This window comes from Flavobacterium enshiense (assembly GCF_040750275.1).
GTDB lineage: Bacteria > Bacteroidota > Bacteroidia > Flavobacteriales > Flavobacteriaceae > Flavobacterium > Flavobacterium enshiense_B.
The window spans coordinates 451,592-468,332 of sequence record NZ_JBDOCV010000005.1 but is presented as its reverse complement, the minus strand read 5'-3'; the positions used below and the strand labels follow the sequence as shown (position 1 = coordinate 468,332).

The 16,741-nt window shown below is 38.3% G+C and carries 9 protein-coding genes and 1 pseudogene; 5 read left to right on the top strand and 5 right to left on the bottom strand.

Annotated features, from left to right (window positions below):
- The 5 genes from ABGT15_RS11340 to ABGT15_RS11320 all read right to left on the bottom strand — a co-directional run bounded on the left by ABGT15_RS11340 (position 1) and on the right by ABGT15_RS11320 (position 7,690).
- Positions 1 to 483 carry a thioredoxin family protein gene (locus ABGT15_RS11340; RefSeq protein ID WP_367231537.1) on the bottom strand — a complete coding sequence of 161 codons (483 nt, stop codon included), beginning with the start codon at positions 481 to 483 and terminating at the stop codon, positions 1 to 3.
- Positions 484 to 534: 51 nt separating this feature from the next.
- Positions 535 to 2,040, bottom strand: a complete 1,506-nt coding sequence (locus tag ABGT15_RS11335) for a peptide MFS transporter (protein ID WP_367231536.1) — start codon at positions 2,038 to 2,040, stop codon at positions 535 to 537.
- A 1-nt stretch (position 2,041) separates the two neighbouring features.
- Positions 2,042 to 3,694: a peptide MFS transporter gene (locus ABGT15_RS11330; RefSeq protein ID WP_367231535.1), complete on the bottom strand. Its 1,653-nt coding sequence runs from the start codon at positions 3,692 to 3,694 to the stop codon at positions 2,042 to 2,044.
- Positions 3,695 to 3,763: 69 nt separating this feature from the next.
- On the bottom strand, positions 3,764 to 5,479 hold the full coding sequence (locus ABGT15_RS11325; protein WP_367231534.1) for a peptide MFS transporter: 1,716 nt from the start codon (positions 5,477 to 5,479) through the stop codon (positions 3,764 to 3,766).
- A 39-nt stretch (positions 5,480 to 5,518) separates the two neighbouring features.
- The gene (locus tag ABGT15_RS11320) at positions 5,519 to 7,690 is read right to left on the bottom strand and encodes a S9 family peptidase (RefSeq protein ID WP_367231533.1); all 2,172 of its coding nucleotides are present in this window, start codon (positions 7,688 to 7,690) and stop codon (positions 5,519 to 5,521) included.
- Between the two features lie 228 nt (positions 7,691 to 7,918).
- Here ABGT15_RS11320 and ABGT15_RS11315 point away from each other — a divergent pair, with 228 nt between their 5' ends.
- The 5 genes and pseudogenes from ABGT15_RS11315 (at position 7,919) to ABGT15_RS11295 (ending at position 16,733) form a co-directional block, all read left to right on the top strand.
- Positions 7,919 to 9,964 (top strand): ligand-binding sensor domain-containing protein, encoded by a 2,046-nt coding sequence (locus tag ABGT15_RS11315; RefSeq protein ID WP_367231532.1) that lies wholly within the window; start codon positions 7,919 to 7,921, stop codon positions 9,962 to 9,964.
- A 15-nt stretch (positions 9,965 to 9,979) separates the two neighbouring features.
- Positions 9,980 to 10,138 (top strand): annotated as a pseudogene (locus ABGT15_RS11310) (triple tyrosine motif-containing protein); the annotation flags it as partial.
- Positions 10,139 to 10,528: 390 nt separating this feature from the next.
- The gene (locus ABGT15_RS11305; protein WP_367231642.1) at positions 10,529 to 14,437 is read left to right on the top strand and encodes a PAS domain S-box protein; all 3,909 of its coding nucleotides are present in this window, start codon (positions 10,529 to 10,531) and stop codon (positions 14,435 to 14,437) included.
- A gap of 45 nt (positions 14,438 to 14,482) precedes the next feature.
- Positions 14,483 to 15,799, top strand: a complete 1,317-nt coding sequence (locus ABGT15_RS11300) for a hydroxymethylglutaryl-CoA reductase, degradative (RefSeq protein ID WP_367231531.1) — start codon at positions 14,483 to 14,485, stop codon at positions 15,797 to 15,799.
- A 19-nt stretch (positions 15,800 to 15,818) separates the two neighbouring features.
- A complete protein-coding gene (locus tag ABGT15_RS11295; protein ID WP_367231530.1) occupies positions 15,819 to 16,733 on the top strand; it encodes a GYDIA family GHMP kinase in 915 nt (304 codons plus the stop codon).
- Positions 16,734 to 16,741: the final 8 nt, after the last annotated feature.

The following is a 16,741-nucleotide window of genomic DNA, read 5'->3' as shown; positions in this document are numbered from 1 at the left end:
TTATCCTTTTTTATAATTCGCTAAAATCTGATTCGCTCCTGTCAACCAAGCCTCCGGACCTCCGGCTACATAACCGGTACGTCCCAATTGGGAAAGATTGATTTTCCCGTCTTCTTTCTTTTGTGCCGTGATAAACCAAACTGTCGGATAGCTTTGTATTTTCAAGGCATCCTGTAATCCGAAATTTTGTTGTTGAATAGCCGGATCCAATTGTTTTTTCCTTGGAAAGTCCAGCTCTACCAACACCACATGCTCTTTGGCCCATGCAACAAACTCAGTCTTATGAAACACCTCTTTCTGTAAACGCATACACCATCCGCACCAGTCACTTCCCGTAAAGAAAAGCATCAATGGTTTTTTTTCTGCAACAGAAAGCTGCATTGCTTTGTCAAAATTGGTATGCCACGTCAATTCACTTTCCTGCGCCTTAACGGAATAAGTACTCATGACAACAAGCAATAACACTACTATTTTCTTCATCATCAAAATGATTTACAGCATACTAAATAACAAAAATAATGCCGAATACCGATATTATTTAACGTCCTGCATTAATTTTTTAACCAAAGGTGAAATCGCAATAAGGACCACCCCTGCAATTAACGCATAAATAGCCAGTTGCTCGTAACCCTCTGCATAAACGTTCAGTTTTTCGAGATTGGTGGCATTTTCGGAAGCTTCTGCAATGTTAGCTCCTAGCAAGCCTGCAAAATATTGTCCGTAGGCGCTGGCCAGAAACCACATTCCCATGATTACCGCCTGTGTCTTCTGAGGCGACAACTTTGTCATGGCACTCATCCCGATCGGTGACAAACACAACTCACCAAACGTAATGATAAACCATCCGAACGTAAATAAATCCAAGGAAGTTTTCCCATCAGGCCCGGCAAAGAATTTAGTATAATAGAAAACCCAGAAACCGGCTGCTAAAAACAAAAAGCCCAATCCGAATTTCACTACGGTATTTGGTTCAATTTTGCGTTTTGCCATCCAAAGCCAAGCCATTCCGACTAACGCTGCAAAACCAATTACAAATAATGAATTCGCTGAGTTATTAACGCCGTTAGGATCAAGCTCCACCCCTAAAACTGTATTGTGCAAATTGTTCGCGGCAAACAAACTTAAAGATCCACCACTTTGCTCGAAGAAAGCCCAAAAGAAAATGGAGAATACTATAAAAACTAATGCCGCTAAAAGTTTGAGGTTCTCTGATTTTGAGAAATTTTTCATCTCATAAAACAAATACAGCACAGATGCCGGACCGATAACCATCATGAAATAGTCTGTATACTTTGTATTGGCTACCATCAAAATGATAACCGGTATTATAGCTAATGATCCAATATAAGTTGCGATTTCAAAAATCTTACGCTTGGAATCTTCCAGATGACGCAAAGGTGAAAGCCCAATTTCACCAAGACTTTTTTGAGTTTGGGTAAACGTAAGTAAACTGATAATCATCACAATCGATGCAAATCCGAAAGCAAAATTCCAACGCAAATGCTCCGGAATAAATGACGACCACAAGCTCCCTTTGGCTACCGCTATACAAATATAGCCTCCAATAAGAGCTCCCAGATTAACTCCTGCATAAAAAAGAGAGAATCCGGCATCTCTTCGCACATCTCCATCTTTATAAAGTTGTCCTACCATAGAAGAAATGTTCGGTTTGAAGAAACCAGTACCTACTATAGTAAAAGAAATTCCTAAAAAGAAAAAACTCTTAGGCTCTACGGATAAAATGATACTTCCTGTAATCATCAGTAACCCTCCCCAAAACAAAGAACGGCGCAAACCTAAAATTTTATCGGCAAACAAACCTCCAATGAAAGTAAAGGCATATACCCAGGCCTGAGTAGCACCATACTGTAAATTGGCAGTGGTTTCCCCCATCGACAACTGACTGACCATGAATACCACCAACATTCCACGCATTCCGTAGAAACTGAAACGCTCCCACATCTCGCTGAAAAACAAATACCAAAGCTGCTTTGGATACTTTCCTTTAAAATCTTGAATTTGTTCTATTGTATTACCCATCTTAATTCAATCCTTTTTCTTTCATGACTCCGTTTAAGCGCTTCAAAATAGAAAGTCCTAACAAGGTGGCAAACAACAACAAACCGCAGTTTACAATAAAGAAATTCGCTTTATTGTCGTAATCGTACCACATACTGGCCAATACCCCCGATAATTTGTTTCCGATGGAAATTGACAGGAAGAAACCACCCATCATTAAAGCCGTTAAACGCGGTGGACTCAATTTAGACACGATAGACAGTCCCATCGGTGACAAACACAATTCCCCGATAGTAATTACGCCATAGGTTCCCACCAACCATAGTGGTGAAACTTTTACGGCGCCATTGCTTCCAATATAAACAGCAGCCACCATAAACAAACAAGATAATGCTGATATAAATAATCCCAATACGATTTTAGACGGAGTAGTCGGTTCCTTTCCTCTTCTGCGCAATAAAGCGAAGAATCCTACCACAACCGGCGTTAACAAAATAATCCAGCCCGGATTAATGGATTGGAACAATTCAGTATTGATTAAAGAAACTTTCTGCTCCGGATTGGCTTCTAATTCCGCTCTTTGTTCGGCAGAAACATTCGTAAAATAGACATCTTTCCCCTGAACCTTAATCGGCTCGCCCGCATCATCTTTCTCTGCCTGGAATTGATTGTCGTATTTCTGTACTTCTTTAGTTTGATAATCTTTTTGATCCACCAGATAAATTTTCTCCAAAGCCGATTCCGTTGTTCCCGTTACCTGACGATCTGTGTAATAATTAGCCCAACGTGTTAAAGCCGTTCCGTTTTGCTTAAATACGGCCCAGAACAGCATTCCCACGGCAAAAATCGCCAATAAGGCTCCCAACGGACGTTTATCTTCGTGATTGGCTTTCAGGTACAAACGAACATAAAAGATGATAACCGGGATACATGCAAAAATAAAGGCATCCGTGGAATCACTTTTAAAAATATTTCCTGGAATCATCCATCCTATGGCTCCCGCAATAATCGCCGGTAAAAACACCATGGATAAAATGCGGTTCAAGCTAATATCACCTTCCTGTTTCGGTTTCATCACATTAGCGTGTTCTAAATGTTTCTTCCCAAAATAAAAAATGATTAACCCTAAGAACATCCCTACTCCCGCTGTTATGAAAGCCGCACTCCAGCCGTACTGATTACGCATGAAAGCCGCTATAATATTACAGATAAAGGCCCCAATGTTGATCCCCATGTAGAAGATGTTGTAACCGGCATCTTTATTCGCTTTATACTGTTCCTCAGAATACAAATTCCCGACTAAAGTGGAAATGCTTGGTTTAAAGAAACCGTTTCCGACGATAATTAAAGCCATCGACACATAAAAAGCAGTCAGATTGTGAAACCCTAAACCGATATAGCCTAATCCCATCAGGAAACCTCCCAGATAAATCGCTTTGAAGTACCCTAAAACCCTATCGGCTAAAAATCCTCCTAAAAATGGGGTAAGATAGGTTAAGGCAATATAGGTTCCGAAAATATCATCGGCATATTTATCGGAAAAAGCCAGACCGCCAGTAGCAGCCGGATCAATCATATACAAGACAAAAATTCCGATAATAAGGTAATAACCAAAACGTTCCCACATTTCGGTAAAAAACAAAAAGAGTAGTCCTTTAGGGTGTTTGTTCTTCATAGTTATAAATTAAAAAAGCCTGCAACTAGGTTACAGGCTTGAAAGATATAAAAATATTTTGGAATGGAATTAGTTGATTCCGTGCATCATCTTTTTCAATCGTGGCGATACTAACGCCAAAATAATAGCAGCGATACCACACAATACTACGAAAACCATGAAAAATTCATATAAATTGTGGATCTCAAAACCTGCAAATGAAGTATTGGCAATTGGCAACTGCTCCTTCTCAAATAAAGCAACTTGTTCTGCTGTTAAAGTAACTTTTTTATCCAAAACGTCCTGCAGATTGAATCCAAGTTTTTTAGCCTTTTCGAACTTATCTCCTGTTGCCGGAATAATTGCTCCCAATGATCCTGCTAAAGCATAACCCGCAGCATTAGAGATGAAGAATACACCGTACAACAACGAGGCAAATCGTTTTGGAGCCAATTTCCCTACCAATGACAATCCAATTGGTGACAAACACAACTCACCCAAGGTCTGAATGAAGTACAATAACATCAACCATTTGATTGCCAATAATCCTGAGTTTCCTAAATCTTTAACGTTATGTGCAATAATAAAGTAACTCAAAGCAATTAAAGCAAGTCCCATCGCTTGTTTCATTGGCGACACAGGCTCTTTTCCTTTTGATCTAAGCTTATCCCATAACAAACTGAACGGTAAGGCCATCATAACTACAAATATTCCATTGAAAATCTGAACCATGGACGGCGGCATATCCCAACCAAAAATATTTCGGTCGGTTTGGTTGTCTGCGATAAACGTTAAAGAGGAACCGGCCTGTTCGAACGCGGCCCAGAAGAAAATGATAAAAAAGGAAACAATGTAAATAACCCAGATTCTTTGTCTCTCCACTTTGTTTTCGGCAGAACTCATAATTAAATAGGCCAAAGCTATACCTGCAGAATAAATAAACGGATAGATAATCCCTTTTATCAGCTGCCCCATTGCAACGGATGAAAATCCTAATTCTCCTACCAACAAGTAACGGAACACAAAAAACAACGCCCCAAAAATCATAGCAGCAATTCCGATTGACTTTCCGGAGAAATGCGCGGTTTGCGTTTCGCCTTCCTCAAAATCGTGGCTGGTATTGTGTTTTGGCAAACCTCCAATAGGACGACCTTCCGGTGTTACTACATATTTATTTTTCAGAATAAAGAACGTGATGGTTCCGATTATCATTGCAATTGACGCGGCTAAAAATCCCCATTTGAAAGCATGGATATCTCTCACTCCGGTTGCGGCATCTTTAACATCTCCCACATAAGGGCAAATAAATTGACCTAAAAATGCCCCGATATTGATTCCCATGTAGAAAATGGTAAACGCCGAATCCAACTTGTCTTTGTCTTGTTTTGGATAAAGACTTCCCACCATGGAAGAAATGTTCGGTTTAAAAAATCCATTTCCGAAAATGATAATGAATAAGGCAATCCACATGAACAATTTTGCCGACTCTATACTTCCATCGAATGTTGATGCGCTGATAAACAACAAAAACTGACCAATAGCCATCAAAGTACCACCCAACATGATACTGTATCGGTTACCGATATATTTATCCGAGATAAATCCTCCCAGAAGCGGTGTTAAATAACATAATGCCAAAAAACCACCATAGATAATGGCTGCATCAGCTTCTTTAATTAATAATGAATTTACCATAAATAGGGTAAGAATCGCTCGCATTCCGTAGAAGTTGAAGCGCTCCCACATCTCGGTCCCGAAAAGTACCCAAAGTCCTTTTGGATGCCCTTGTTTCGCTGTTTCGCTCATTTTTAGTTTTGGTTTTTGAAAATTTATAGAGTGTTAATGTTAAAGGTTTCCTTTAATGAAATTCGTCATTTTCGTATACAATTGCAAACGTGTTTTTCCACCGAAAATACCGTGGTTTTTATCCGGATAGATCGCCCAATCAAACTGTTTATTAGCCTGTACTAAAGCTTCTACCATTTTCATGGTGTTCTGTACGTGTACATTATCGTCGGCTGTACCATGAATCAAAAGGAAATTCCCTTTCAGTTTGCTTACGTGGTTGATTGGTGAATTGTTATCATATCCACCTTGGTTTTCCTGTGGGGTTTGCATGTAACGCTCAGTGTAAATACTGTCGTAAAACCTCCAGCTGGTAACCGGTGCTACCGCAATTGCAGTCTTGAACACATCGGCACCCTGGAAAAGGCAGTTGGAAGCCATAAAACCGCCATACGACCATCCGAAAATACCGATTCTGGATTTGTCTACATACGCATACGTTCCGAACAATTTGGCAGCATCAATCTGGTCTTCCACTTCATATTTTCCTAATTCTTTTTGCGTACATTTTTTAAACTCAGCCCCTTTGAAACCAGTTCCGCGACCATCTACACAAGCTACAATATAACCCTGTTGCGCCAACATCATAAACCAGTAATCGTCTGTGCTGTTCCAGTTATTATCTACTTGCTGAGAACCAGGTCCTGAATATTGGAACATGAACACCGGATATTTTTTAGTTGGATCAAAATCTTTCGGTTTAATCATCCAAGTGTTTAACTTATGTCCTTTTTCCGTTGTGATTTCTGAGAATTCTTTCGTAGGCAAATCATATTTCGCCAATTTAGTTTCTAACGCTTCATTGGAAACGATTGTTTTAACCAACTTCCCTGTTTTTGTTTCAAGCAATGTGTACTTAGGTGCATTTTTGGCACTGGAATACGAATTGATAAAATACTGGAAATTAGGACTGAAAGTAGCACCATTCGTTCCGGTTTGCAGGGTTAAGCGTTTTTTAGCGCTTCCGTTTAATTTAACACTATAAACATCACGGTTAATGGAACCGTTTTCTGTTGACTGAAAATAAATCGCACCGGCTTTCTCATCAAACCCGTAATAAGCGGTTACTTCCCATTTCCCTTTGGTAATCTGGTTTTTCAGTTTTCCGTTTTTGTCGTAATGATAAATGTGGTTAAAACCGTCTTTTTCAGATGTCCAGATAAAACTGTTGTCTTTTAAGAACGTAAGGTTATCAGTTACATCCACATAGGCTTTGTCTTTTTCATTTAACACCGTTTTTGTTGCTCCGGTGGTTCCGTCTACAAACAACAGATCCAGATTGTTTTGGTGACGGTTCAAAACCTGTGCACTTAACGTATTGGCCTCATTTGTCCATTCGATACGGGCGATGTAGAAATCAGTGTATTTATCTAAATTGATTTTCTTAGCTGCTGCCGTTTTTACATCATAAACATGTAATGAAACATCGGAGTTCTTTTCTCCGGCTTTAGGGTATTTGAAAACATTTTGTGACGGATACAATCCCGATACATACATGTCCATTGAGAATTCAGGAACATTGGTTTCGTCAAAACGGATGAAAGCAATTTTATCGCTTGTTGCGTTCCAGTCAAAAGCACGAACAAAGGCAAATTCTTCTTCGTACACCCAATCCGTGATTCCGTTGATGACTGCATTTTTCTTACCGTCAGCAGTAATTGGCGTATGTTTTTTGGATCCTAAATCATAAACATACAGGTTATTTTGATAAGCATAAGCGATTTTAGTACCGTCAGGTGAAAAAATTGGCTCCTGAACTTTGTAATCGGCCAGTTTCTCTAAGGATTTCGTAGCCGTATCGTAAATAAAATAATCCGCTACAAACGAATGACGGAAAATCTGATCAGAATTGTTCGCAATCAGAATTTTCTTTTCGTCTTTACTGAAGGTATAGGCATCAATTCCCTGTAATTCTTTGTGATTTTTGGAATCGATTAAAGTTGATACTTTCTCCAACGTAGCAAAATCGTACAAATCAATTTGATTGGATCGGGTAGCCCTGTCGAAATTAAGCACCGTGTACTGGTTGGTATTCTTCATGGCTTCTAGTGCATTCATTCCTTGTGTACGGAACGCACCTCCCCAGATTTCCTCAAGGGTTAATTTTTGTTGTGCCAGTGCCGAAACAGACGTTAGCACCAGTAAAAACAGACATTTTGTGATATTTTTCATAAAATCGATGGTAAAAAAACTTCCAATTTTAGTGAAAAAATATCAATTGTAGGCAATTTAATTTGTTAAAAGGTAAAAACACCACACAAACGCCTATCATTATCATCGGCTTTTTTTAACACTTTATCGATATATTTTCAAAATAAAGACAAACAAAATGAGAATTATTAGTTAAAGTATTATATTTATTAGTTGACTTGTTAAATCAGACTGCGATCACCCAATTCTATGATAAAAAAAATAGCTTTTTTTTCATTACTCCTGTTTTTTTGCCAAACCACATTTGGTCAGGTATTCAATTATGAGATACTGGATCAGAGTTCTGGCTTGCCTTCATCTACCGTTATATCCATAACACAGGACAGCCGTAACCTGATATGGATTGGTACCGATGGCGCAGGATTAATCCGATACGACGGTAAAAACTTCCGTATCATCAACAAATCGAAAAAAAAGGAAGGTTTTTTTGTTATTGACATCGCCGAAGATGCCAACAAAAATATTGTTATGGCAACCCGATACTCTGGGCTTTTAATCTATAACGGTCAGGAATTTATACGGGAATTCGATCACACTAATCCTCTAATAAAAGGGGCATACGTAAAAAAACTACTCCCGACTCCTACAGGAACCTATTGCTTTACCGACAAAGAAATCTTTTTCCTCAAGAAAGATTATTCGATGGAAATCATTACCCGATTTAATGATGAATCGCTGGATATCAATTCCGTTTACAAGGACCGCTTTTCAAATATTTTTATCGGAACACAGAACGGAATCCTGAAAGTTACGGGCAAAAAAACAACCGCCATTGAGCCTGAAAAATTTAACGGCTACACTTGTCTTACCGAAACGGGAGAGAATCAAATCGCGATAGGAAATTCAAAAGGAGAGGTATACCAATTGAAAAGCAGAAGCAAAGACTCCTTTGAAATAACCTTCACGGACAAAATAACACTATCCAACAAAGAAGTTTTTTCCATCACAAAAATGCTCAAAGGGCGAAGTGGTTTCATCTGGATGGCCGGAACCCAAAAACAAGGCCTGGCCATGCACATGAAAGGGTACACCAGTTTCATCAACGAGACAAACGGCTTTATGGGAGAAAACATTTTCTGCATGTTTCAGGACAAAGGCGGGCAAATGTATATCGGAACATACGGCACAGGACTTTACCGAGCCAGCTCCCAAAACTTCTACAACTATAACAACATCCCGGAACTGAAATCGCCTTATATTTTTTCTGTCTTAACTACCGAAAAGGGATTGTATGCCGGGGTTCTAAATACCGGTATTTATTATTTTGAAAGTGACGAAACACAGGAACTCCGCCTAAAAAGAAAATATAATAACATGCGAGGGGCCTCTTGTCTTTTCATGAATCATAAAAAAGAAGTTCTGGCTGCCACCAGAGGAGGCGTTTTTATAGTTGGCGAAAAAAGCCTTATTCCCACCCCTATAAACAGCAAAATACCTGAAAATTCAACTATTAACATCATTAAGCAGGACAAATCCAACCGGTATTTTATAGGAACCCAAAATGGTGTTTTAATTACCGATCCCAATTTAAATCAAATAGCTTTCATCAGTAAGATGAATGACGGAGTAGACGTCGGAAATGCCACGAGTTTGGAAGAAATAAACAGTAAACAATGGTACATCGGAACCAATAAAGGACTCTTCACAGTTACTGAAAAAGCGCTAGGATCCTTTCAGATTTCATCCCCAATAATTGTAAAAACCGTCACAACCTCCTGTAAAGACAGTAATGGAAATTACTGGTTCGCCGGAGACAATAAACTGCATTTTGTTAGAGGAAACACTATAAAAGTATTTACTACAGACAACGGCCTTACTTCCACTTTTATTTATACTCTTTCTGCCGACCAGAAATCCAATATTTATATCGGCTCCAATTTAGGCATCGACAAAGTAACCGTAACCGAGGAAGGTAAAATCACCAACATTTACAATTACGATTCCGAAAATGGATTTAAAGGACTCGAAACCAATACAAGAGCACAAACTACAGATGAAAACGGAAACCTATTTTTCGGGACTCCAAAAGGCCTTTACAAATACCTAACCCATTACAAACCCCGAACAAAAGATCAGGCAGTTCTACGAATTACCGGTGTAGACGTTTTTAACCAATCCAGAAATTGGGCAACTGAAAAAGATTCTGGGGATAATTGGTTCAATATTCCGAAACAAGGACATGTTTTTAACCCCAAAGACAACCAATTAACCTTCCGTTTTGGTGTAATCAATTAAAAAAACGACTCCGAAGTATATTACACCTATCACCTTAAAGGCGCAGACAACACCTGGTCTAAACCACTAAAAACAAGAGAGGTAACTTACACCAACCTAAACCACGGCCAATACAAATTCGAAGTAAAAATGGTCGATAAGTTGGGTAATACCATAGGTCCTTCTACTGATTTTAGCTTTGAAATTGAGGCACCGTATTATTACAAATGGTGGTTTTTACTACCTATTTTCTTTTTTATAGGCCTTTTTGCCAAAATTGTTTTCAAAAAAGCTTCAACTTATAACAAAGATTTCATCAAAAATTTTGCAGATGATTATGACAATGCCAACGAGTTACGCACTTATTTCTTCTTTCTTGGAATCATTTTTCCGCTCACGGAAGTGATAAATCTTTTCTTTATTGAACGTAGTAATTTCGATCTGATATCTAATCTTTTTGTAGGTATTTTTTGTTTCACAATATATTATCTGTCTAAAGAATATAAAAAAATAAGAGACCTACTGGGAACAATTTTTATATGTTTCATTACATTATACGCCATAACGGTTGTCTATAAAATTATCATGCTCCCTTTCGATTTAATAACGTTTACAGAATTCCTGCTGATTTTATTCTTCTCCTATAGTGTTTTCAAAAAGGTGAATCAGTATTTGTTTTTTGTAATTTCACTCATTGCTATTTTAGTTGTTTTGCTTTTCAACCACACTACGGAAACCAAACAAATCATCACACTCATAAACACTTCGTTTATTATACTGGTAATCAATTATGCCCGTCGGATAGCCATTCTGAATGCCAATGATAAAATCATTTTCACCAGCAGTATTATTAACAATTCCAATTCACTGACTATTGCCACAGACCGTCACGGAAATTTGACCTTCTGTGGAAAATCTATTGAAAAAATTCTTGGCTACACCCCTGAAGATGTAATGGGCGAAAATTTCTGGAAACTCACACAAGACAAAGAGTTTAAAGAAGTTGACTACAATACTGTTTATGTTCCTGATTCGGTTTATATCCGGAAATTAAAATGCAAAAACGGAGATTACAAATACATTCAATGGGCCGACCAGAAATACAGTGACAATCTTTTTGTAGCTAACGGCCAGGATATTACCGGAAAAGTTTTGGTGGAAGAACAATATCGCAACCTGGTTCAGTATGCGTCTGACATCATTTTTGAAATTGACCGTAAAGGCCATTTCACATTTGTAAACCAATTTGCCGTTAAATTATTAGGCTTTCCAATGGAATATTTTATTGGAAAACATTTCTCGGATCTTATCCCTAAAGAATATGCAAAAATGATCAACGATTATTATGCTGTTCATGGTGATGATGACGAATTTGATGTTATTGAATTCCCAATCATTAAAAAAGATGGGGATAGACTTTGGGTTTCTCAAAAAGTCACGGCCAAAAAAGACGACAAAGGAAAAATTTTCGGATATTCAGCCATTGTCAGAGACATTACTACCGCTAAAAAAATCGAAATTGAAGACAATATCCGCAAGGAAAGAAGTTTAAGTCTGAATCAAACACTGAACAAAATTTCCACTATAAACTTCCTGCAATATGAAAACCAGGAAAAATTAATACAATATATTATAAAGCAAGCCGCTTTGGCCATGAACATTGACCGTGCCAGCTTGTGGAACAACTATAACGACAGAATCGAACTGTACACACTATACGAAAAAGCGAACGACACTTATATTTCAGGAAAAAAACTGTTAAAAACGGAATATCCTATCTATTTCAACGCCATAGAAGGCAAAGGCAGCATAGTTGCAGATGATGTTGAGACCGACCCAAGTACCGTTGAATTCACCAAAAGTTACACCAAAACATACAATATTAAATCCCTTTTAGATTTCCCGATCATCGTTTCCGGAGAACTCGTAGGAGTAACTTGTTATGAAACCGTAGCAGTCTCCAGAAAATGGAGCATTGATGAAATTAACTTTGCCCGAACGGTTGCCGATATTATAGCATTAGCAATCGAGACCACTAAACGCAAAAAAGCAGAACATCAGATTATCTTTAAAAGCGAAATCCTTACCTCCATTGCCAAAACCACTGACCGTTTACTGAAAAGTGAAAATGTCAATCAGATTTTTGAAGATTCGATGCGTTATATCGGTGAAGCCACCAAAGTAGATCGTGTCTATTATTTCGAAAACGACATGGCGACCAACCTGATGAGTCAACGTTTTGAATGGTCGAAAAACGAGGCGCTAAAAGAAATAGACAATCCTGAATTACAAAATATCGCGCATGATGTGTATCCGGAATTCATGGATTACTTATTAAAAAACAAACCGTACATAGCTAAAGTAAACGATATACACGAAGAAAGCTTAAAACGCATTCTTGAAGAACAGAATATACTTTCCGTACTGATTTTACCAATTTTCATCAAAGAAAGTTTTGGTGGTTTTATTGGTTTTGATGATTGTACCATAGAACGGGAATGGACCACAGACGAAGTAAACATCTTACAGACCTTCACCAACAACATTGCTTCCACCATAGAACGTATCAACGGAGAAAAAACCATTAAAGAAAGTGAGGAAAAATTCAGGCTGTTAGCCAACAATATTCCGGCTGCAGTATATTTGGTGAAATACAATCCGCAACGCACTAAAATCTTCCTGAATGATGAAATTGAAAAATTAACCGGCTATTCCAAAGACGATTTCTTCGATGGAAGAATTTCTCTTTTTGATTTGTACCACCCAGAAGAAAAAGAAAGGGTATCAAAAGAAATAGAGAAAAACATTTTAAACAACAAGCCTTTTCATATTTCCTGCAGATTGATAAAGAAAAACGGAGAAATCATCTGGATTGAGGAATATGGTGAAGCCATTTCCATTGAGAAAGACAGTAAATATATTGAAGGGGTAGTCATCGACATTACTGAACGAAGAAAAGTAGAAGATGCCTTAAAAGCAAAAGAAGTAGCCGAAGCCGCCAACAAATCAAAAACTCAATTCCTGGCGAATATGAGTCACGAAATCCGTACACCGCTAAACGGTATCATTGGTTTTACGAATCTTTTACTCAAAACGGATTTGAACTCTGTTCAGGAACAATATACTGTTACCGTAAACCAATCGGCTGATGCCTTGCTGGAAATTGTAAATGACATTCTTGATCTTTCTAAAATTGAAGCTGGAAAACTAGAATTAGACATCACCAAGACCAATCTGCACGACATTGTCAATCAAGTAATTGATATGGTGAAATATTCTGCTCATGAAAAAAATCTTGAGCTTATTGTAAACATTCCGGAAGACATACCCTGCTTAATTTGGGTAGATGAAATACGAACAAAACAAATTCTGGTCAACCTATTGGCCAATGCCGTGAAATTCACCCTTGAAGGCGAAATTGAGCTCGAAGTACGGTATGAAGAAATAAACGAATCAAAATCAAAAATGAAATTCTTTGTAAAAGACACCGGGATCGGAATTAAACCGGAAAACAGAAAAAGAATTTTTGAAGCCTTTTCTCAGGAAGATAATTCCACTACCCGAAAATTTGGCGGTACAGGATTAGGTATTCCTATCACAGACAGCCTGTTGCAATTAATGGACAGCAAATTACAATTGGAAGATCGTCCGGAAGGAGGAACCATTTTCTTCTTTGAGCTGGAATTTAAAGCCGAACACTGCGGATCACTGAAACAACTCGAAGGCAATACATTCAAAAAAGCATTGATTCTGGAAGACAATACAACGAATTCTGAAGTATTACAACGCATGCTTAACCATTTTCATATCAAAACGGTTACAAATAAAAACTATCAAAACGCTTATAAGTTCAATCCGGATGTCGATATTTTCGTGGCAGACTACGAGCTCATCGGAAACGAAGGAATTGATGATCTTTCGAAATTTGGAAAACCGATTATCCTGATGCAGAATTCAAATGCGAATATCGGCAACTATCCAATGACAACAACTATAAAACCATTGGTAAAACCTGTAAAAATTCACATCCTGCAACAAACACTAAACGAGCTAAATAATCCGGATGCAACAGAAACGACGGTTATATCAACGCCTTATCAGGAAATAAACCTTAATGACGAAATTCGCATTCTTATTGTGGAAGACAACAAAATAAACATGTTACTATCGAAAACACTTGTCGAAAAAATTATCCCAAAAGCCTTGGTTTTTCAGGCCAAAAATGGAGAAGAGGCCATAGAACAGCATACCCTTCACAAACCGCATATCATCCTAATGGACATCCAAATGCCAATTGTAAACGGATATGAGGCTACCCAAAAAATCAGAGAAACAGACAATGAATGCATTATCATTGCTCTGACAGCGGGTATTATCAAAGACGAACAGGAATACTGCCGTGAAATTGGAATGAACGATTATCTGGCCAAACCAATCAATCGGGAGATTCTGGAAAAATCACTTTTGAAGTGGACGAAAACTATCCGGTTTTAACACCTTAAAACTGTATCTTTGTCCAACGAATTAAATGCAGATAAAATGACAAAAGCGGTAAGTGGGTTTTCAAAACTTTCCAAAGAAGAAAAAGTACAGTGGATAGCGGAACATCATTTTTCAAATCCGGAGCAAGCCGTTGCGGTACTAAAAAAATACTGGAACAGTGATGCTGAATTGCAAAAACTTCATGATGAATTTATTGAAAATACCATCTCCAATTTTTACCTGCCGCTTGGTGTAGCACCCAATTTCCTGATCAACGGAAAGAACTACACTATTCCCATGGCAATCGAAGAAAGTTCTGTTGTGGCAGCAGCTTCAAAAGCGGCTAAATTCTGGGCACATCGCGGCGGATTTAAGACTACCGTATTGGGCACTGAAAAAATAGGACAAGTTCATTTTATGTTTCCGGGAAGTTTTGAAACACTTCATGCTTTTTTTACCAGTATTACTCCAAAATTGTATTCTGAAACGGAAAGCATTACTAAAAACATGCAAAAGCGTGGTGGTGGAATTCTTGACATAGAATTACGCGACAAAACCTCTGAGCTGGAAAATTACTATCAGCTTCATGCGACCTTTGAAACCAAAGACAGTATGGGAGCTAACTTCATCAATTCCTGTTTGGAACAATTTGCCAAAACCCTGAAAGAAGAAGCCCAAAAATACACGGCCTTTAGCGACGAAGAAAAAAATATTCAGATTATTATGAGTATTCTATCAAATTTCGTCCCGAATTGTTTGGTTCGCGCTGAAGTTTCCTGTCCGGTTGCGGAACTAAAAGAAGACAAAAATATTTCTCAGGAAGAATTTGCCGAAAAGTTTGTTAGAGCTGTTCAAATTGCTGAAATTGAACCTTACCGTGCGGTAACACACAACAAAGGGATCATGAACGGTATTGATGCTGTTATCATTGCTTCAGGAAATGATTTCAGAGCTGTAGAAGCCGGCATACATGCTTTTGCCTCTCGCAATGGGAAGTATACCAGTTTATCACATGCCAAAGTAGAAAATGGCATTTTTACTTTCTGGATGGAAATTCCTTTAGCTTTAGGAACTGTAGGCGGCTTGACCACTTTACATCCACTTGTTAAAGCCTCATTGGAAATGCTTGGCAACCCAACAGCCGAAGAACTGATGCAGATTGTTGCAGTAGCAGGCTTAGCCCAAAACTTTGCCGCCCTGCGTTCGCTTACGACAACCGGAATCCAGCAAGGACATATGAAAATGCACCTGATGAATATCCTCAACCAATTCAAAGCAACAGAAGAAGAAAAAAAACAGGTTATCAAGTATTTTGAAAAAAATACGGTATCGCATTCCGGCGTAGTCGATTATCTGGAAAGTTTACGCAACTAAACAAGGGTGTTCACTGCAAATGAAAAAAACATTCTACAGCAACGGCAAATTACTGATTACCGGTGAATATGTGGTGCTTGAAGGAGCAACTGCTTTGGCGCTTCCCACAAAGTTTGGACAATATCTTCATGTTAGCGAAGGTCCTGAACATACAATCCACTGGACAAGTTATGATATTGACGGCTCAGTCTGGTTTACTGACAGCATTCATTTTGAAGAAGTAAAACAAAAAATGACCTTTGGGAAAGATGCCGGAGTCAAAAATACACTGATTGAAATTCTGCACCATGCCTATCGGGCAAATCCTTCCTTTTTAGAAAACACGAAAGGCTACACGGTGACTACAGCATTGACTTTTCCAAAAGCGTGGGGACTGGGCACTTCTTCAACGCTAATCAATAATATTGCACAATGGCTTACAATTGATGCTTTTGAATTACTACGCAACAGTTTTGGTGGTAGCGGCTATGATATTGCCTGTGCTCAGAATAACACCCCTATTTTATATCATTTGGAATCCGGAAAACCCATTATCCATACCCTCGATTTCAATCCTATTTTTAAAGAAAATTTATACTTTGTCTATCTGAATAAAAAACAAAACAGCAAAGCAGCCATTGCCAGCTATTATGAGAAACAACAGCGACTAGACAAAACTATTGCAAAAATAAGCCAATTAACTTCTAACGCTATTCAAGCGCAATCCCTTGGAGAATTTGCAGGAATTCTGGAAAATCATGAAGCAATCATGAGTGATATTTTGGAAATGCAAACGGTCAAAGAAGCTTTTTTTAACGACTTTAACGGTGTGGTAAAAAGCCTGGGGGCCTGGGGAGGCGATTTTGTTCTCGCCATTTCTAAAGACGACCCTACTGACTATTTCAAAGCTCTGGGATACCTTACGGTATTACCTTACTCAGAAATGATAAAATAAAAAGGTTT